Raw genomic sequence first — 18,074 nt, 5'->3', positions numbered from 1 at the left:
GCAACAACTTCTCCTCGACGATCCTTGCTCACTTTTTGTACACCTCGCCCGGGTCGAAGACCTGCACGCCAACATCGGTGACGCTGTCCTGATCGAGCTTGCGGAAGAAGCAACTGCGCTTTCCGGTATGACAGGCCGCACCGCCGATCTGCTCCACCTTCAATAGCAGCGCATCGCCGTCGCAATCCAGATACAGCCCGCGAATCTTCTGGGTATGGCCGCTCTCCTCGCCTTTGTGCCAGAGTTTCTTGCGCGAGCGACTCCAGTAGACCGCCTCGCCGAGCTCGATGGTCTTGGCCAGAGATTCCTCATTCATATTGGCCACCATCAAGATCTCGCCGGTCTCGGCATCTTGGACGATAGCCGTCACCAGCCCATTGCCTTTGGAAAAATCGACAATGTTCTTGATTTCTTGGTTCAGTGTCACGGTTTGTTAATGACCTGGTGATAATGATCTGGTGATTCAGCCCATAGGCTGCGCATAAAGAAACGGCGGAGCAACTGATCGATCTTCGGCCAATGGCATGCAGCATGGAGGTCCGTTGGAGCTAGTCCACTGAACCGCGCAGCTGAGCCTTGAGGCGCTCAACCTCCGCAAGGGCAGATTCCTTGGCCGCACGCTCTTGTTCAAGCGCCATGCGCGTCTGCTCTTCACTTTGCCGCGCCTGCTCTGCATTTTGCCGTGCCTGCTCAGCCATCAACCGTTCACGCTCGGCCTCGGCGCGGCGTTCGTCTAGCTCTTGCTGAATACTCATCTGCTGGCGTAGATAATTCTGCCGCGCTTGATAGGCATGATAGGCGCGGTCTTTCTCAGAAAAGCGTTCTAAGGTGCTCATGGCTTGCCTCATCTCAGGGGTCTGCATCCAAGGGGGGAGCGCCTCGCTGTCCAGGCTGGCGCCCTCCTTAAAGAACTTTAACCAACGTTCTTGCTCAGTTTCGACCAGCTCAGCGTGGAACTTGTTCAGTTCAAGAACCCAGATGCCACCGTGCTCGACGAGGCTGAGGCCTTGGACATCACGCAGACGGAAGTCGTGCAGGTAGGCATCACTGTCACAGATGAGGTCTTGGGCGAGCAGCCAGATGGCATACGTTGGCTTAAGCTTGGCATAGGTCTCCCCACTGTTGAGCTGGGAGCTGTAGAGATCGGCCCAGCCATAGCTGATGCGGGCGGGAAGATCGCGATAAGTCAAAAGCTGGATCTCGACCTGGTGCAGTCCGCCATAGTCATCACGGGCCTTCACGTCGACGACGCTGAGCTTGTCGTCGAGGAATTCGCGCTCGTTGTAAGGGTTAAGGATATCGACCGTGGTGATCGGCGCGGGTAGATCCGCTCCCAGCATGGCATTGAGAAAGTGGATCAGCAGGCAGCGGTTGGCCTCAGCGCCGAGTAGCGCCTTGAAGACGCAGTCAATCTTGGGGTCGATATGATGGCGCATGCGAGCAGTCTAGCAGAGCCCCTGCAAGCGTGGCGACATGCCAGGCGGACAGCTCTGCACCAAGTCTGCGCTCAAACAAGCATCCCTTGGCGAACCACAAAATCGACGATGGCCTCAACGCCCTCACCGGCGCGCAGGTTGGTCATCACGAAAGGGCGCTCACCACGCATGCGCTTGGTGTCGCTCTCCATGACCTCGAGTGAGGCACCAACATGCGGCGCGAGATCGATCTTGTTGATGACCAGCAGGTCGGATCGAGTGATGCCCGGGCCACCCTTACGCGGGATCTTCTCGCCTTCGGAGACATCGATCACATAGAGGGTTAGGTCGGCAAGCTCCGGACTAAAGGTCGCGGCTAGGTTATCGCCGCCGCTCTCGATGAAGATCAGATCCAGCGCCGGAAACTGCTGCTGCAGATCGGCAACCGCGGTCAGATTCATCGAGGCGTCTTCGCGGATCGCGGTATGTGGGCAGCCGCCGGTCTCAACGCCGATAATCCGCTCGGCCGGCAGCGCCTGGCTGCGGATCAGGAATTCGGCGTCTTCACGGGTGTAGATGTCATTGGTGACGACGGCGATCTGATAGCGGTCGCGCAAGCGTTTGCAGAGTGCATCCAGCAGCGCGGTCTTGCCGGAGCCGACGGGACCGCCAACACCGACCCGGAGCGGATTCGAGGTTGCTGTAGTCATGAGCGATAGAGTCGTGTGTATTGGGTTTCGTGTCGACTGCTGGCGATGGCTAGGGCCGGTGTGCTGGCGCCGATATCTGCGTCATCGAGCCTTTGCGCAGCCTCGACCGCGGCCGGGATCTGTTCCGCAAGCCGCAGCAGGATACGCTGTCCAGCGGTTTGCCCGAGCGGGATCAGCTTGACGCCCGCCAAGGTCAGATTCTCGGCCCAAGACCAGGCATAGCCGAGCAGCGCATCGGTGGGCTCAATCTGCCAGGCCGCAGCGGCGAAGGCGAAGCCTGAGAGTTGGCTGCCTGAGAGCAGCGCTCGCCAGTGCACGCTTGGCTCATCGAGCAGCCCAAGCGAGCCGAGAAGATCGGCCAGCGCCCGGCCCCGTCCGGTCTCTTCTGCACGTAGCTCTGGGGTCTCCCGCAGCGCCCGAAGCTCGCTGATCCAGTGCGACATCAATTGCGCATCGTCGGCCACTGCCGCTTCTATCATGCGCAGCAGGATCGGCAGATCAACATAGGTCAAGGCCTGCGAGAGTTGATCCGAGAGCCAATTCGCAAGCGCCTGTTCGCTGTTGACCCAGCCGGTTTCGGCCGCCCATTCCAAGCCCTGCGAGTAGGCGAAGGCGCCCACCGGCAGCGACGGGCTGAGCAGTTGGAACAATCGCAGCCGCCTTATCTGCCCATCAGTGATGGTGGCTGTGACCATATTCCTGCCCAGCCTCGCCTAGCGTTTGTCCGTGCCCATGTCCATGTCCGTGCCCATTTCCATGTCCATGTCCCGGGCCAATCGCAGCGCCACCGTAGGCACCCGCTTCAGGCTCAAACGGCGCGCGCTCGGCGCTCACCCTCAGCCCGAGCCCGCGCACCATCGCGTCCAGCACATGATCATGGAGCCAGCACAGTCGCCCAGGCTCGATCTGCAGCGCCACATGCCGGTTACCGAGATGATAGGCAGCACGCGTCAGTTGCAGTGGGTCATCGACCTCGGCGCAGGACACCGGCTCGGCGGCGGCTCGTATCCGAATCACCTCGCCCTGCTCATCCGCCAACAGGTCTCCATCGCGCAGGGTCTCGCCGCGCGGCAGCAGGATGCCAACCTGACGGCCGTCATCCAGCTGCGCACGCAGGCGCGAGCGTGAGCGCTGCTCGTAGGTGAGCGACAGTGTCCCGGCCGGTGTTACAGCCGGGTCCGTACAGGTGAATTCACTGGCCGTTTCACCAGTCTCTTCAGCCGTGGTCGTGACCCGACGCACCAGTCGCAGCGAGACCTCGTCGCTAAACGTCATGTCGCTGGACCCATAACGTCATCGTGCTGCACCAAGCCATCGTCTTGCGAGATCTGATCTCAAATCGCCGCACCAGCAGTGCTGCTCGGCGCCAAACGGTGCCGAGCGTGAAGTTACGATGAGGCATCAAAAGAGAAAATACCGCTGCGCCATCGGCAACACATCCGCCGGCTCGCAGGTCAGCAGCTCGCCGTTGGCGCGCACCTGATAGGTCTGCGGATCGACCTCGATCTTTGGCTGCCAGAAGTTGTGGATCATGTCGACCTTGCGCACCTGGCGCACATCGCGCACCACGCCGATCCGCCGTCTCAGGTTCAGGCGCTGTGGCTCGCCGGCCTGCAATCCCCATTGCGAGATGAAGGTCATGCAGGTCTCGCCGAGCGCGCCGCCGAAGGCGCCGAACATCGGCCGATAATGGACTGGCTGCGGGGTCGGGATCGAGCCGTTGGGATCGCCCATCGGTGCCATCGCGATCATGCCGCCTTTGAGGATCAGGCTCGGCTTGGTGCCAAAGAAGGCCGGCTTCCAAAGCACTAGATCAGCCAGCTTGCCGACCTCGATCGACCCGACCTCATGCGCGATACCATGGGTGATGGCCGGATTGATGGTGTATTTGGCGATATAACGCTTGGCGCGGTAGTTGTCATTATCGCCACGGTCGACCACCCCAGCCCAATCCGGTGCGGACAGATGGCCACGCTGCACCTTCATCTTGTGCGCGGTCTGCCAGGTGCGGCAGACGACCTCGCCGACCCGACCCATCGCCTGCGAGTCCGATGAGATCATCGAGAAGGCGCCGAGGTCATGCAGGATGTCCTCGGCCGCGATGGTCTCGCGACGGATGCGCGACTCGGCAAAGGCGACATCCTCTGGGATCGATGGGGACAGATGATGGCAGACCATCAGCATGTCCAGGTGCTCATCGACCGTATTCACCGTGTATGGCCGAGTCGGGTTGGTCGACGAGGGCAACACATTGGAGAGACCGGCGGCCTTAATGATGTCCGGTGCATGGCCACCGCCCGCGCCCTCGGTATGATAGGTGTGGATACAACGATCCTTGAAGGCAGCGATGGTGTCCTCAACGAAGCCCGACTCATTCAGGGTATCGGTGTGGATCGCGACCTGCACATCCATCTTCTCGGCCACGCCGAGGGCGCAGTCGATCGAGGACGGGGTCGTCCCCCAATCCTCGTGCAGTTTCAGGCCCATGGCCCCGCAGCGCACCTGCTCCTCGAGCGCATTCGGCTGGCTGCCATTGCCCTTGCCGAGAACACCGATGTTGACCGGCAGACCCTCGGCGGCCTGTAGCATCCGACGGATGTTCCAGGGCCCAGGCGTACAGGTCGTCGCCAGACTGCCCGAGGCCGGACCAGTACCGCCGCCGAGCAGCGTCGTGACGCCGGAGGCGAGCGCCTCTTCGGCCTGCTGCGGGCAGATGAAGTGCACATGCGCATCGATGCCGCCGGCGGTCAGGATTCGCCCCTCACCGGCGATGATCTCGGTGCCAGGCCCGATCAGCACATCCACGCCGTGCTGCGTGTCCGGATTACCGGCCTGGCCAATCGCCGCGATCCGTCCGCTCTTGATCCCGACATCGGCCTTGACCACGCCCCAAAAGTCGAGGATCAGGGCATTGGTGATGACCAGGTCCATGACCTCGTCGGACTGACGTTGGCACTGCCCCATGCCATCACGGATGACCTTGCCGCCGCCAAACTTGACCTCGTCGCCGTAGTGGGTCAGGTCTTCTTCGACCTCGATGATCAGGTCGGTATCGGCCAGACGCAGCTTGTCGCCCGTGGTCGGACCGTACATCGATGCATAGGCCTGCCGGCTGATTCGACTCATGCCTTGATCTCCTGCTCGACCTGATTGTTAGCGCCCTCGTCGTCGGGCTCGATGGTTGGCGCAGGCTCCGGATCGAGCGGCCCCATCACCTCGCCACGAAACCCAAAGACGATGCGATCACCGGCATAGGGCACCAGGGTCACGGTGCGCGACTGGCCAGGCTCGAAGCGAACCGCGGTGCCTGCGGGGATATCCAGTCGGTGACCGCGGGTCGGACCACGATCGAAGCGCAGTGCCGGGTTGGACTCGTAGAAATGGTAGTGGGAGCCGATCTGGATGGGCCGATCGCCGGTGTTCGCAACCTCGACCGACAACTGGAGCCGGCCGGCGTTGAGCTCGATCTCACCGGCGGCTGGAAAGAGTTCGCCTGGAATCATGCTGCGATCCTCAAGGTGGGGAAACGGGCTAGGGGAACGGGCTAGACGATCGGAGCTAGACGATCGGATCGTGGACGGTGACCAGCTTGGTGCCATCAGGGAAGGTTGCCTCAACCTGCACGTCCGGGATCATCTCCGGGATGCCGTCCATGACATCGTCTCGGGTCAACAGGGTACGGCCGAAGTCCATCAGCTCGGCGACCGTACGGCCATCGCGCGCACCCTCAAGGATGGCGCAGCTGATGAAGGCCACTGCCTCCGGATAGTTCAACTTCAGCCCTCTGGCCTTGCGCCTTTCGGCCAGCAGCCCGGCCGTGAACAGCAGCAGCTTATCTTTTTCGCGGGGGATCAGTTCCATGGTCGACGCCTCGTCGAGTCGCGGATGGAAAGTTGAGAGTTTACGCCAGCGCCGTCTGCCGATACAGCATCGAGCAAAAGGGTCAGACTCCCTGCTAAGGTGACTATGCTAGGGCGACCGCCAGGCTGACGATCTGGCTGGCGCTCAGGTTGCCCAGATCCGGGGCGAAGATGCCTCCTGCCCGAGCAGCCGTGGTCGCAGACACCGCCAGATCGCACGAAACTGGTGCATCACCGGCTCGACCTTCGACGCCAGCGCCCGCGCTACGAGCAGGTCGTCGAGCAAGGTGAGGCCAAGCGCAAATCCAGGCTCAGCCGGAACCGCTGCGCGCGCCGCCTCCAGATCAGCAGCCACCGCACCGGTCGCGATCAAGGTTGCTGTGATGGGCAGCCCACGCAAACCGCTAGCGCCGTCAAGGCCGGTCTGCGGCGACTGCTCCACATCGAGCCGCAGGCGCTCACTCAGCATCGGCTTGTCATCGCGTTCGATACGCAGCCCGATGGTCGCGCAACCCCGATCGAAACGCTCATCGATCACCGGCCGTCCGAGGCTGAGGATTTCCCAGCCGATCAAGCGCGCGCTGCCGCGCAGGGTAACCTGAGTCTGCAGCTGGAGGCGCGCACCCGGGAACAGAATCGACTCCTGCGGCAGCCACTCGAGCACGCCGCCATCAGCAACCTCGAAGTGCTGGCGCTGTTGGGCCATGGCGCCGGCACTGCGATAGAACTTGGCCGCACCCGGCGTGGTCAGCAGTGCGTGTGCGCCGGTTGCGACCTGTGCCTCAATCTCGAGGCGATCGCCGCCGACGACGCCACCGGGCGGATGCAGCAGGTAGAGATGACAGGCCGCCCCTTCCGGATAGAAGGCACGCTGCACCGTCAGCGGGCCCTGCTGCTGCTTTTGCGCCAGAACGGTGCGCTCGCCGCGCGACGCGAACTGAAGCGCGATGCGTGCGCCCCACCCTCGTGCTGGCTTCATAGATCGAGCCTCCGGCGGCGCCGATGGCGCGATAGGCTTCGCTGATGGCGTAGCGGGCAACTGCATTGACTGTCCCAAGCGCCGGTCTTCGATCAGTCTCGGTGCGATTGACATTAGACGGTCAGATACTCGCGCACTAGCTCATCGCCGAGCGCGTCCATCGTACCTTCGGCCTTGAGCCGACCGCGATCAAGGATCGCAAAGCGGTCACCCACCCGGCGCGCGAATGGCAGCTTCTGCTCGACCAGGATGACGGTCAGGCCAAGTTGCTCCATCAAGCGACGGATGATGTCGCCGATCTCATGCACGATGTTGGGCTGAATCCCCTCGGTGGGCTCATCTAAGATCAACAGCTTTGGGTCGATCACCAAGGCCCGACCGATCGCCAGCTGCTGCTGTTGACCGCCCGAGAGATCACCGCCACGGCGGCCACGCATCTGATCTAACACCGGAAACAGCTCGAAGATAAAGTCAGGGATGTGACGACTGCGATCGGCGCGCGCCGGCAGGCCAATGCGCAGATTCTCTTCGACCGACAACAGTGGAAAGATCTGCCTCCCCTGCGGCACATAGCCGATGCCAAGACCAGCCCGACGTTCGGCGGGTAGGCGCGCAAGGTTATGGTCTTGGAATTGGATCGCGCCGCTGCGCAGTGGTCGTAGCCCCATGATGCAGTCCATTAACGTCGTCTTGCCGACGCCGTTGCGGCCCATCACGCAGGTGCACTCCCCCTCCGGGAAGGTCACCGACAGATCCCACAGGGTATGGCTCTCGCCGTAGTATTGATTCAGCGTATCGATCTGTAACATGAGGCTGCCCAGGGGTTTGCGAGCTAAATCGTCTTGTGATCAAGTCGTCTTGTGATCAAGTCGTTTTGCGAGCAAGTCGTTTCCAGATCCAGTCGGTTCGAGACGACATTCTGATAAGCAATCGTCAAGCCATCCTTGCTCATTGCAGCGCCTCTTGAGCGGCCTCGAGGGCCTCCCAGCGTTCGTAACAACCTTTCAGCTCAGCCTCGACCTCAGCCAGCCGGGCCTGAACGCTGCTGACCTCGCTTGCAGGCCCCTGGTACAGCGCCGGATCACCCAGCCGCGCATGCAGCTGCTCGACCTCGGCCTCGAGTGTTTCAATCTGCTGCGGCAGCTGCTCCAGCGCACGCTGATCCTTGTAGCTGAGCTTGGCCGGCGTTTTACCCCGACCCGCCGAGGCGACGCCCCCATCCTCGCGACGCTGGCCCTTCTGGCTCGGCGCTGACGTGCTCAGCTGGGCTGACGGCCGTTTCGCCCCGGGCGTGGTCGACGCCACAGCTCGATCGTCGCGTTGCCGCTGTCGCTGCCAGTCAGAATAGCCGCCGACGTATTCCTGCACCCGACCGTCCCCCTCGAGCACCAGGCTTGAGGTGACCACATTGTCAAGCAGATCACGATCGTGGCTGACCAACAGCAGAGTGCCGTCGAAGTCGTTCAGCAACTCCTCCAACAGGTCCAGCGTCTCAGCGTCCAGATCGTTGGTGGGCTCGTCGAGCACCAGCAGATTGGCCGGCTGGGTGAACAGCTTGGCCAACAATAGCCGGTTACGCTCGCCCCCGGAAAGGGCCGAGACCGGTTGCTGCGCACGGTCGGGGGCAAACAGGAAGTCTTTCAGATACGACAGCACATGCAGGCTGCGTCCACCGACCTCGACCTTGTCGCTGCCACCCGCCACGTTATCGCGCACGCTCCGAGCGGGATCGAGCTGCGCTCGCAATTGATCAAAGTAGGCGACTTTTAGGTTCGTACCCAGCCGGATCTGCCCAGAGTCCGGCTGCAACTGGCCGAGCAGCAGCTTCAGCAAGGTCGACTTGCCGGCGCCATTGGGGCCGATGATGCCGACCCGGTCGCCGCGCAGGATCAGGGTACTGAGGCCCTGGATGGTCGCTGGCACGGCCGCATCAGGCTGGTAGGAAAAGCTCACGCCCTCCGCCTCGACTACCAACTTGCCGCTGCGATCGCCGCTGTCGATGCTCAGGCGCGCCTGCCCTGGACCCTCGCGCCGCGCCTGCCGATCCTCTCGCATCGCCTGCAGCGCGCGCACCCGGCCCTCATTGCGCGTCCGGCGTGCCTTGATACCTTGGCGAATCCAGACCTCCTCCTCGGCAAGACGCTTATCGAAGCGCTCACGCTCCTTGGCCTCGGCGTGCAGACGCTCCTCGCGTCGGCGCAGGTAGTTGTCGTAATCGCCAGGCCAGTCCGTCAGCTGGCCGCGATCGAGTTCGAGGATGCGGGTGGCCAGATTGCGCAAGAAGCGGCGGTCGTGGGTGATGAACAGCAATGAGCCCTGAAAGCCGAGCATCAACTCCTCGAGCCACTCGATGGTCTCGATATCCAAGTGGTTGGTGGGCTCGTCGAGCAGCAGCAGATCCGGCTCGCTGATCAGCGCTCGCGCCAGCATCACGCGCCGCCGCAAGCCGCCGGAGAGGGTTGCGTAGACCGCCTCGGCATCGAGACCCAGCCGCGAGATCACGCGCTCGGCGCGTTGTTCGATCTCCCAGCCATTCTCGGACTCCAGCGCTTGCTGGACGTTAGCCAACCGCGCTAAGTCACGCTCCGACGCCGCGGCGCCATGCTCAGCCAAACGGTGGCTCAGGTGGTGATACTCGGCAACCAGGCGACCCAACTCACCCAGACCGCTAGCCACGACATCCAACACCCGATGCTCGTCGCCAAGCGGCGCCTCTTGAGCCAGGCGGGCGACGCGCAGGCCGTCGGTGCGCCAGACCGAGCCGGCATCGGGCTGGATCTCACCATCGATGATCTTGAGCAAGGTACTCTTGCCAGTACCGTTGCGCCCGATCAGGCAGGCGCGCTCGCCTGGACCAATCTCGAGATCGATCCCCGCGAGCAGCGGCGGATGGCCATAAGTAAGCGTGACAGAGCGCAGCGAGAGCAAGGACATTGGGACAATCAGCCTCAGCAAGACTAGGATCAAACATCGATTCCCTGCATCATACTGCGAGGCTGTTGATCGGGTACTTCTTCGCTAGGCCGATTATGCAGCGCAAAATTCCTGTACACTCGTCCGTTAACCGTCATTGACAGCGCTGATAATAGACTTAGAGGCATGGTCAGATCCGTGACACTCCGTGAGGCTTGGGCCGGCGAGGCCGACTGCCGGAATTGCTCGCTGCGAGCATCGGTGCTGTTCGCCGGACTCGCCGAGCAGGACTTCGACCGCATCCACGACCCGATCGATCAGTTTGAACTGAAGCCGGGCACCCCCCTGTATCAAACCGGCGAGATCGGGGACTACATGTTCACCGTCCGCAGCGGCTCCCTAAAGCTGGTGCAATATCTGCCAGAAGGTAGCCAGCGCATCGTCCGCATCGCGCGCGGGACCGATGTGCTCGGACTCGAGGCACTCCTTGGCAATGCCTATCAGCACGACGCTGTTGCGCTCGCGCCGACTGAGATCTGTCGCTTTCCAACGCGGGTCGTCAAGGCACTGAGTAAGGATAATCCTAGCCTGCACGAAGAGCTGATGCAGCGCTGGCAACGCGCCTTGAACGAGGCCGACGCCTGGCTCACTGAGCTTTCCACCGGCTCGGCTCGGCAGCGCGTCGCGCGCTTACTGTTGCGTTTGGTGCGCGATCGCGAATCGAGCGAATGCCAGCTGTTCGGCCGCGAAGACATGGGCGCCATGCTCGGCATCACCACGGAAACGGCCAGCCGCACCATCGCGAGCTTCAAGCGTGAAAGCCTGATCGTTGAGTCGCGCCCGAATCGCTTCCTGCTCGACATCCCCAACCTCAGGCGTATCGCTGAGGATTAAGTGATGACAGGGACAGCGCTTCCCGAGGGGCGCCGAAGCCGTCACTCGGACCCGCTCCTCGCGGGCCTCCCTCCATCCAAGCGGTCAGAGACTTGTGCGGTCAATGACAGCTTTCAATGTCGCTGTTGAGTCACGCCTACTATGCTGCGCGGACGACGCGCAAGAACAACCCCGACTGGCCATTCGGGCCAAGCGACGCACAGCACTATGAAGCAAACTCTGCTCAACGAACGTTATCCGCTCTTTGTGCTCAAGCTTGATCGCAACGAGACCCGATTCAACAGCATCGACGAGATCTGCGACTACTTTCGCGGCTGCATCGAAGCCCATCGCTGCGCGCATTTCATCTCGATCTTCGACCACTATGCGCATACCTGCGCCCTGCCGGACGGCCACATGGCCAGCGAGATCCGCGCAGCGAAGAATGTGCTGTTTTGCTTCGGCCTGGCGCTTCCGAGCCCCGAGATCCTGGGGCTCCGGCCGCGCTCGATAGGCGTCGCTGAGCTAGACGAGCAGTTTGTCATTAGCTTCATGGAAACACCGATGCCAGTCGCCAACGCGGCGATGGAAGACTGGGCGCTCGAGCTGCGTCAGAACGACGCCGAGCCGCAGCAGGCATAGACCCAAGCCGAGCCCTCACCGAGAGACCTAACCCATGCGCATTGCCGTCAGCAGCCAGAACTTCAAGACCATCACCGGGCATGCCGGCAAGAGCCGCCGCTTCATGATCTACGATCTCGAGCCGGGCAGCGAGCCGGTCGAGGTCGAACGGCTCGATCTGCCAAAGGAGCTCTCGCTGCACGAGTACCACGGCCCCGACCATCCGCTCTATCAGCGCCAGCTCACCCATATTTTGACCGGCGGCGCCGGAGATCTCTTCATCGAGCGCATGGCACGCCAAGATATCAGTGTCATCAGCACCTCCGAGACTGATATCTCAGCGGCACTGAGCGCCATCGCAAACGGGCAGGCATTGCCGCCCGCCGCCCCTCACGAGCACTAACTCCAAGCCAGCCCTCACTCGGGATTCCAACGATGCTAGATAGCGCAATGGTCGAGCTATCGCGGTGGCAATTTGCCATCACCGCGATGTACCACTTCCTCTTCGTCCCGCTGACCCTCGGTCTCAGCTGGATGCTGGTGATCATGGAAAGTGTCTACGTGATGACAGGACGTCAGATCTATAAGGATATGACCAAGTTCTGGGGCAAGTTGTTCGGCATCAACTTTGCCCTCGGGGTCACCACGGGCCTGACCATGGAGTTCCAGTTCGGCACCAACTGGGCCTACTACTCCCACTATGTCGGCGACGTCTTCGGCGCGCCGCTGGCCATCGAGGGCCTGATGGCCTTCTTCCTCGAATCGACCTTCATCGGCCTGTTCTTCCTCGGCTGGGAGCGCCTGACCAAGCGCCAGCATCTGGCCGTCACCTTCCTGGTCGCTGTGGGCTCGAGCCTCTCGGCGATGTGGATCTTGATCGCCAACGGCTGGATGCAGCATCCGGTCGGCTCCGAGTTCAGCTTCGAGACCATGCGCATGGAGATGGTCAGCTTCACCGAGGTGCTGTTCAACCCGGTCGCGCAGGTCAAGTTCGTCCATACCGTTGCCGCTGGCTATGTGACGGCGGCCATGTTCGTCGCCGGCATCAGCGCCTACTACATGCTCAAAGGGCGTGATCTCGCCTTCGCCAAGCGCTCGTTCTCGGTTGCGATGGGCTTCGGCCTCGCATCGATCCTCTCGGTGATCCTGCTCGGCGACGAGTCCGGCTACGAGGTCGGCGACGTGCAGAAGGTCAAGCTCGCCGCGATCGAGGCCGAATGGCACACCGAGCCTGCACCAGCCGCCTTCACCGCCTACGGACGGCCGAGCAATGAGGACGAGGAGACCCATGACGCGATCAAGATCCCCTGGCTGATGGGGCTGATCGCGACCCGCTCGCTCAATCAAGAGGTCACCGGGCTGAAGGAGTTGATGGTCGACCACGAGATCCGTATCCGCTCCGGCATGATTGCCTACGAATACCTGCAGCGGCTTCGTAACGGTCAGGACACCGAAGGCAACCGCGCCATGTTCAAGGACCACATGGACGATCTCGGTTACGGACTCCTGCTCAAGGCCTACATCGACAACCCGGCCGAGGCCACCGAAGAACAGATCCAGATGGCGGTCAAGGACTCGATCCCGGAGGTTGCCCCCTTGTTCTGGAGCTTCCGCGTCATGGTTGCCGCCGGCTTCTGGATGCTGCTGCTGTTCGTGCTCGGCTTCTACTACAACGCCAAGCGCCAGGTGCAGGACAAGCGCTGGCTGCTGCGCGCCTTCCTCTTCAGCATCCCGGTGCCCTGGATCGCGGCCGAGACCGGCTGGTTCGTGGCCGAGTTTGGTCGCCAGCCTTGGGCGATTGGTGAGGTGTTACCCACCTCGGTTGCAGCCTCCAGCCTGGCCGCGAATGATCTGCTCATCAGCCTCAGCGCCTTCATCATCTTCTATACAGCGCTGTTCATCATCGAGATGTTCCTGATGTTCAAGTTTGGTCGTCAGGGGCCAAGCTCACTGCACACCGGCAAGTATCACTTCGAGAAGCTCGAGAAACAGCGGGCACCCACGACGGCAACCGAGACTGACCCGAGCGGCGCTGGCGCCCCCTCAGCAAGCGCACCCGCTAATCGGCACCTAGGAGATGGCGCATGATCATCGACTACGAAGTCCTCAAACTGATCTGGTGGGTGCTGGTCGGTGTGCTCTTCATCGGCTTTGCCGTCACCGACGGCATGGATATGGGCGTGGGCACCCTGCTGCCCTTCCTCGGTAAGGGTGACGACGAGCGCCGCGTCATCATCAATACCGTCGGCCCGCACTGGGACGGCAACCAGGTCTGGCTGATCACCGCGGGCGGCGCCATCTTCGCCGCCTGGCCGCTGGTCTATGCAACCGCCTTCAGTGGCTTCTACTTCGCCATGCTGCTGGCCTTGTTCGCGCTCTTCTTCAGGCCAGTTGGCTTCGATTACCGCAGCAAGATCGAAAACAAGGCCTGGCGCAACGCCTGGGACTGGGGGCTGTTCATCGGCGGTGCAGTACCGGCGCTGGTGTTCGGCATCGCTTTTGGCAACCTGTTGCAGGGCGTGCCCTTCCACTTGGATGAACTGCTGCGGCCTTACTACACCGGCAGCTTCTTCGGCCTGCTCAACCCCTTTGCGCTGCTCGCTGGGCTCATCAGCCTTGGCATGTTGACCATGCACGGCGCCATCTGGCTGCAGTTGCGCACCGCCGAGCCGATTGCATCTCGCGCCAAGCATTGGGCGAAGATTGTCGGGCTGGCCACGATAGCGGCCTTCGCACTAGCCGGGATCTGGCTAACGCTCGGCGTCGATGGCTTCAAGGTAGTGAGCATGCCGCCGCTAGATGCGACACCAAACCCACTGACCAAGGAGGTCATTGTTGACCCTTACGGCTGGCTAACCAATTACCGGCAGTATCCCTGGACCCTCCTGTTCCCGGCCCTCGGCTTTGCTGGACTCGGACTTGCCATCTCGCTGTCGATGCGCGATCGGGCCGGGCTCGGGCTGATCATGAGCGGGCTCGGTATCACCGGCATCATCATGACCGCTGGCGCCGCCATGTTCCCGTTCATCATGCCCTCGAGCAGCAACCCGAACAGCAGCCTGATCGCCTGGGATTCCACATCCAGTCATCTCACGCTGACGGTGATGTTTTGGGCCGCGGTCATCTTCATCCCGATCATCCTCATCTACACGACTTGGACCTATGTCAAGATGTGGCGTCGGATCACGGTTGAGGAGATTCGCGCCCAGGACAAGCTGGCCTATTAGGCAGCCTTAGAGGCTGCCTGAAATCCCAATCGCAGCGGCAAAGTTCCGTGCTTGAGAGACTTCTAGGCCAGCCAACGCAGCATTTCCAGACAGCTTCTTAGTCGCCGAGGCAGTCCCCTGATCAGCAACCACCCAAGCGCCAGCCACTGGCTGGCGCGGTCCATCCCGATTCGGAGCAGCAACGCATGTGGTACTTCACCTGGATTCTCGGCGTGTTACTCGCCGTCGCCTTTGGCATCATCAATGTCTTGTGGTACGAGTCGTCGCAGTGTTTAGGTGGCGCCGAAGACGACCCCCAAGAGGACGATCTATCGGCTTAACCCCCATCAGCGCCTGTACGCGACCCTAAACGCCCGCGCTGACTGGCCTTGCTGATCAAGCGCTAGCCTCAAGCCATCGCTATCTTGCTCATCAGCGCTGGCGCTGTAGGTCATGACCAGCGCTGCCGAGAGCGTCCTTGGAGATATGCTTTTGATTGTCGAAAAACAGATGCATCGCCGTGAAGCCTAACCTGCAGGACTACCAACCCCGCCCTAACCTGCTCGAGGATCGCGTGATCCTCATCACCGGCGCCGCCGAAGGCATCGGCAAGGCATTGGCGCTCGCCGCGGCGCGCTACGGCGCCACCGTGATCCTCAGCGGCTTTCGCCAGAAGGCGCTCGAGTCGGTCTACGACGCGATCACCGCCGAGGGCTCGCCCGAGCCTGCCAGCCTGCCACTCGACCTCGACAAGGCCGACGAGCCACTGATGCTCGGCATCGCGACCACGCTTGGTGATGAGTTCGGCCGGCTCGACGGGCTGGTACACACGGCCCAGTACATCCCCTTCCTGAGCCGCATCGATGACTACGACGCCGAGCAGTGGAACAAGGTGCTGCGCATCAATCTGACCGCGCCCTTCCTGCTCACCCAGGCCTGCTTGCCGCTGTTGCGCGCCGCGGAAGCCGCCTCGGTGCTGTTCCAATCCGATCGCGTCGGTCGCCGTGCGCTCGCCTACTGGGGCGCCTTCGCCGCGGCGATGTCCGGCATCGAGGCACTGATGCAGACGCTCGCTGAAGAGACCGAGAATAGCAGTCGCATCCGCGTCAATAGCATCGATCCCGGCGCGGTCCGCACCGCGCAGCGGCGGCAGCTCTACCCAGCCGAAGATCCGAACACGCTGGCGCCCCCTGAGCAGATCATCAACGCCTACCTCTACCTGCTCGGACCCGATTCGCGCGGCGTGACGGGCCAGGCATTCAGCGCACAATCTGCGCCAGCCGGCGCAGCCGCAGAATGAACGCGCAACCATTGCAAACTGGACAGCAGGCAACGTCTGCTCAGCCGCCGTCGCCGTCGCCGTCGCCGTCGCCATTGACGGTTGAAGCAGTCGCTGCAGGCATTCGCCGTCGCGTGCTCGAGCATACCCTGCGCAACAATGGCGGCTATCTAAGCCAGGCCTGCTCGTCCGCTGAGATCCTCGCGACCCTCTACCTGCGGGTCATGCGGCTCGGCCCCAGCATCGCCCCGTTGATCCCTCGCGCCTTTGCTGGCGTGCCCAGTCGTGATAATCCCAACGCCTTCACCGGCGCCGGCTACAACGGCCCGCGCGCGTCCGAGCTGGACCGCTTCATCTTCTCGCCGGTGCATTACGCACTGGTCTTGTACGCGCTGCTGATCGAGCTTGGCCGACTCGGCCCAGATGCGTTAGAGGCCTTCAACACCGACGGCAGCACGGTCGAGCTGATCGGTGCCGAACATTCCCCTGGCCATGAGCTTACCGCAGGCTCACTCGGCCAGGCCCTGAGCCAGGCCGGTGGCATTGCGCTCGCGCGCCGGCTGCGCGGCGAGACCGGACGGGTCTGGGTGTTCATGTCCGATGGCGAGTTCCAAGAGGGCCAGACCTGGGAGGCCTTCGCCGCGCTCGCCCATCACCGCATCGGCAATCTCGGTGTCTACATCGATGCCAATGCCCAGCAATGCGATGGTCCCATGACCGATGTGATGACCATCGAGCCCCTTGCCGATCGCCTGCGTGCGTTTGGCGCCGAGGTGCATGAGGTCGATGGCCACGACAGTGAGGCATTGGCTGCGCCGGCGCTGGCGCGCTTATCAGGATCAGGCGCGGGCACAGGTGCAACGCCGAGAGCCGTGACAGCAACGGCACCAACGCCCCAGCACCAAGCCGAGCCGGCGCCAACCGATCGGCCACTGGTCGTCATTGCCCGCACCGACCCTTGCCGCGGCATTGAGCTGCTGCGCGAGCGCGCACCGAAGCTGCACTATCTGCGTTTCAAGACCCCTGCCGAGCAAGATGCCTATGAGGATCTGCTCGAGCACTGGCAAGACAGTAGCAGCCAATGAAAGCCAGATCGCAGCCAACCGAAGAGCGACAAGTCGAGTCGGGGCGCGCGCCTCGTCAGTCCATGCTGCAGGCCTTCCGCCAGGACCACCATATGATCGAGCTGGTCACCCGCCCCCATCGCTCGAACCTGATCCGCTTCGCTGCCGAACACCCGGACCTGCTGGTGCTCGGCGCCGATCTCACTGCCTCCTGCGAGGCCGATGGCTTCCGTGACCAATACCCGGAGCGGTTCTTCTCCTTCGGCATGGCCGAGCAGAACATGCTGGGCTTCGCCGCCGGACTCGCGCGCGAGGGCTTCTTTCCTTATATCCATACCTTCTCGGTCTTCATCACCCGCCGCCCCTTCGATCAGTTGGCGATGAGCATCGCCTATCCGAACTTACCGGTGCGCATGATCGGCTTCCTACCCGGTATCACCACCCCCGGCGGCGTCACTCATCAGGCCATCGACGACATCGCCCTACTGCGCGCGGTGCCGAACATGACCATCCTCGAGGCCGGCGACGCGACCGAGGTGGAATCCGTGCTCGCGGTCGCGCAGACCATCGACGGCCCGGTCTATGTGCGCCAGTTGCGCGGCGAAGTGCCCCGCCTGTTCCCAGCCGATCAGCCGTTGCGACTTGGCCAGGCAAGGCATCTTGGGCAAGGCACCGATCTCGCCATCATCAGCGCCGGCATCTGCACCGAAGAGGCCATCAACGCCGTCGCCGCCCTGCGCAGCCGGGGCGTCTCGGTCAGCCATCTGCACGTCTCGACCCTCAAGCCATTCGATGACCCGCAGCTGCTCGAGCAGATCGCCAAGGCCCGCCATGGCGCGATCTCGATCGAAAACCACAGCATCATCGGCGGACTCGGCAGCGCAATCGCCGAGCAGCTCGCCGAGCAAGGCATCGGCAAACGGCTGATCCGACTCGGCCTACGCGACACCTATGCCCACGGCGCCAGCAAGCCCTACCTGATGCGCGAATACGGGCTCGATGCAGCAGCGCTGATCCGAGCCGCTGAGACCTTGATCGGCGAATCACTGCAAATCGACGACATCGCCTTAGCCAAGATCGCAGCCAACATTCGCACCGAGGCTCAGGGCGAAACCCTCGCCAAGGCGGATAAGACCGAGGATCTCTGATCGTGG

20 protein-coding genes are annotated in these 18,074 nt (G+C 62.5%); 9 read left to right on the top strand and 11 right to left on the bottom strand.

Annotation, left to right across the window (positions count from 1 at the left end):
• Positions 1-28: 28 nt before the first annotated feature.
• The 11 genes from hisI to CKO42_RS14930 all read right to left on the bottom strand — a co-directional run bounded on the left by hisI (position 29) and on the right by CKO42_RS14930 (position 9,898).
• A complete protein-coding gene (hisI, locus tag CKO42_RS14980) occupies positions 29-421 on the bottom strand; it encodes a phosphoribosyl-AMP cyclohydrolase (protein WP_207148745.1) in 393 nt (130 codons plus the stop codon).
• Positions 422-548: 127 nt separating this feature from the next.
• On the bottom strand, positions 549-1,436 hold the full coding sequence (locus CKO42_RS14975) for an Rpn family recombination-promoting nuclease/putative transposase (RefSeq protein WP_200245650.1): 888 nt from the start codon (positions 1,434-1,436) through the stop codon (positions 549-551).
• 71 nt (positions 1,437-1,507) lie between these two features.
• Positions 1,508-2,125: an urease accessory protein UreG gene (ureG, locus tag CKO42_RS14970; RefSeq protein ID WP_200245642.1), complete on the bottom strand. Its 618-nt coding sequence runs from the start codon at positions 2,123-2,125 to the stop codon at positions 1,508-1,510.
• Positions 2,122-2,775, bottom strand: a complete 654-nt coding sequence (locus CKO42_RS14965) for an urease accessory protein UreF (protein WP_242479412.1) — start codon at positions 2,773-2,775, stop codon at positions 2,122-2,124. The genes ureG and CKO42_RS14965 overlap by 4 nt, the downstream gene beginning before the upstream one ends.
• A gap of 22 nt (positions 2,776-2,797) precedes the next feature.
• A complete protein-coding gene (gene ureE / locus CKO42_RS14960; protein ID WP_200245638.1) occupies positions 2,798-3,400 on the bottom strand; it encodes an urease accessory protein UreE in 603 nt (200 codons plus the stop codon).
• 126 nt (positions 3,401-3,526) lie between these two features.
• Positions 3,527-5,251 (bottom strand): urease subunit alpha, encoded by a 1,725-nt coding sequence (ureC, locus tag CKO42_RS14955; RefSeq protein ID WP_200245636.1) that lies wholly within the window; start codon positions 5,249-5,251, stop codon positions 3,527-3,529.
• Positions 5,248-5,628 carry an urease subunit beta gene (locus tag CKO42_RS14950; RefSeq protein WP_200245629.1) on the bottom strand — a complete coding sequence of 127 codons (381 nt, stop codon included), beginning with the start codon at positions 5,626-5,628 and terminating at the stop codon, positions 5,248-5,250. The genes ureC and CKO42_RS14950 overlap by 4 nt, the downstream gene beginning before the upstream one ends.
• Positions 5,629-5,683: 55 nt before the next feature.
• Positions 5,684-5,986 (bottom strand): urease subunit gamma, encoded by a 303-nt coding sequence (ureA, locus tag CKO42_RS14945; RefSeq protein ID WP_200245621.1) that lies wholly within the window; start codon positions 5,984-5,986, stop codon positions 5,684-5,686.
• 144 nt (positions 5,987-6,130) lie between these two features.
• A complete protein-coding gene (locus CKO42_RS14940; RefSeq protein ID WP_200245618.1) occupies positions 6,131-6,964 on the bottom strand; it encodes an urease accessory protein UreD in 834 nt (277 codons plus the stop codon).
• A 113-nt stretch (positions 6,965-7,077) separates the two neighbouring features.
• On the bottom strand, positions 7,078-7,773 hold the full coding sequence (gene urtE / locus CKO42_RS14935) for an urea ABC transporter ATP-binding subunit UrtE (RefSeq protein ID WP_200245610.1): 696 nt from the start codon (positions 7,771-7,773) through the stop codon (positions 7,078-7,080).
• Positions 7,774-7,912: 139 nt separating this feature from the next.
• Positions 7,913-9,898, bottom strand: coding sequence for an ATP-binding cassette domain-containing protein (locus CKO42_RS14930; RefSeq protein WP_200245601.1), 1,986 nt, complete (start codon positions 9,896-9,898; stop codon positions 7,913-7,915).
• 165 nt (positions 9,899-10,063) lie between these two features.
• Here CKO42_RS14930 and CKO42_RS14925 point away from each other — a divergent pair, with 165 nt between their 5' ends.
• The 9 genes from CKO42_RS14925 to CKO42_RS14885 all read left to right on the top strand — a co-directional run bounded on the left by CKO42_RS14925 (position 10,064) and on the right by CKO42_RS14885 (position 18,068).
• Positions 10,064-10,771, top strand: coding sequence for a Crp/Fnr family transcriptional regulator (locus CKO42_RS14925; protein ID WP_200245591.1), 708 nt, complete (start codon positions 10,064-10,066; stop codon positions 10,769-10,771).
• A 207-nt stretch (positions 10,772-10,978) separates the two neighbouring features.
• Positions 10,979-11,392: a DUF6858 family protein gene (locus tag CKO42_RS14920; protein WP_200245589.1), complete on the top strand. Its 414-nt coding sequence runs from the start codon at positions 10,979-10,981 to the stop codon at positions 11,390-11,392.
• Positions 11,393-11,426: 34 nt separating this feature from the next.
• Positions 11,427-11,774 (top strand): NifB/NifX family molybdenum-iron cluster-binding protein, encoded by a 348-nt coding sequence (locus CKO42_RS14915; protein ID WP_200245587.1) that lies wholly within the window; start codon positions 11,427-11,429, stop codon positions 11,772-11,774.
• A 32-nt stretch (positions 11,775-11,806) separates the two neighbouring features.
• The gene (locus tag CKO42_RS14910) at positions 11,807-13,459 is read left to right on the top strand and encodes a cytochrome ubiquinol oxidase subunit I (protein WP_200245585.1); all 1,653 of its coding nucleotides are present in this window, start codon (positions 11,807-11,809) and stop codon (positions 13,457-13,459) included.
• Positions 13,456-14,598, top strand: a complete 1,143-nt coding sequence (gene cydB / locus CKO42_RS14905) for a cytochrome d ubiquinol oxidase subunit II (protein WP_207148741.1) — start codon at positions 13,456-13,458, stop codon at positions 14,596-14,598. Before CKO42_RS14910 ends, cydB begins: the two co-directional genes overlap by 4 nt.
• Before the next feature lie 185 nt (positions 14,599-14,783).
• Positions 14,784-14,918, top strand: coding sequence for a cytochrome bd-I oxidase subunit CydX (gene cydX / locus CKO42_RS14900; protein WP_200245583.1), 135 nt, complete (start codon positions 14,784-14,786; stop codon positions 14,916-14,918).
• Positions 14,919-15,097: 179 nt separating this feature from the next.
• Complete coding sequence (locus CKO42_RS14895; RefSeq protein ID WP_338034926.1) at positions 15,098-15,877, top strand: YciK family oxidoreductase; 780 nt, start codon at positions 15,098-15,100, stop codon at positions 15,875-15,877.
• A 74-nt stretch (positions 15,878-15,951) separates the two neighbouring features.
• Positions 15,952-16,941 carry a transketolase gene (locus CKO42_RS14890; RefSeq protein WP_242479411.1) on the top strand — a complete coding sequence of 330 codons (990 nt, stop codon included), beginning with the start codon at positions 15,952-15,954 and terminating at the stop codon, positions 16,939-16,941.
• Positions 16,938-18,068, top strand: a complete 1,131-nt coding sequence (locus CKO42_RS14885) for a transketolase family protein (RefSeq protein WP_242479410.1) — start codon at positions 16,938-16,940, stop codon at positions 18,066-18,068. The genes CKO42_RS14890 and CKO42_RS14885 overlap by 4 nt, the downstream gene beginning before the upstream one ends.
• The last annotated feature ends 6 nt before the right edge of the window (positions 18,069-18,074 follow it).

The sequence above is a fragment of the Lamprobacter modestohalophilus genome (assembly GCF_016583905.1).
Classification (GTDB): Bacteria; Pseudomonadota; Gammaproteobacteria; order Chromatiales; family Chromatiaceae; genus Lamprobacter; species Lamprobacter modestohalophilus.
The sequence above is the reverse complement of the archived record's forward strand: the minus strand, read 5'-3'. Positions and strand labels throughout refer to the sequence as shown.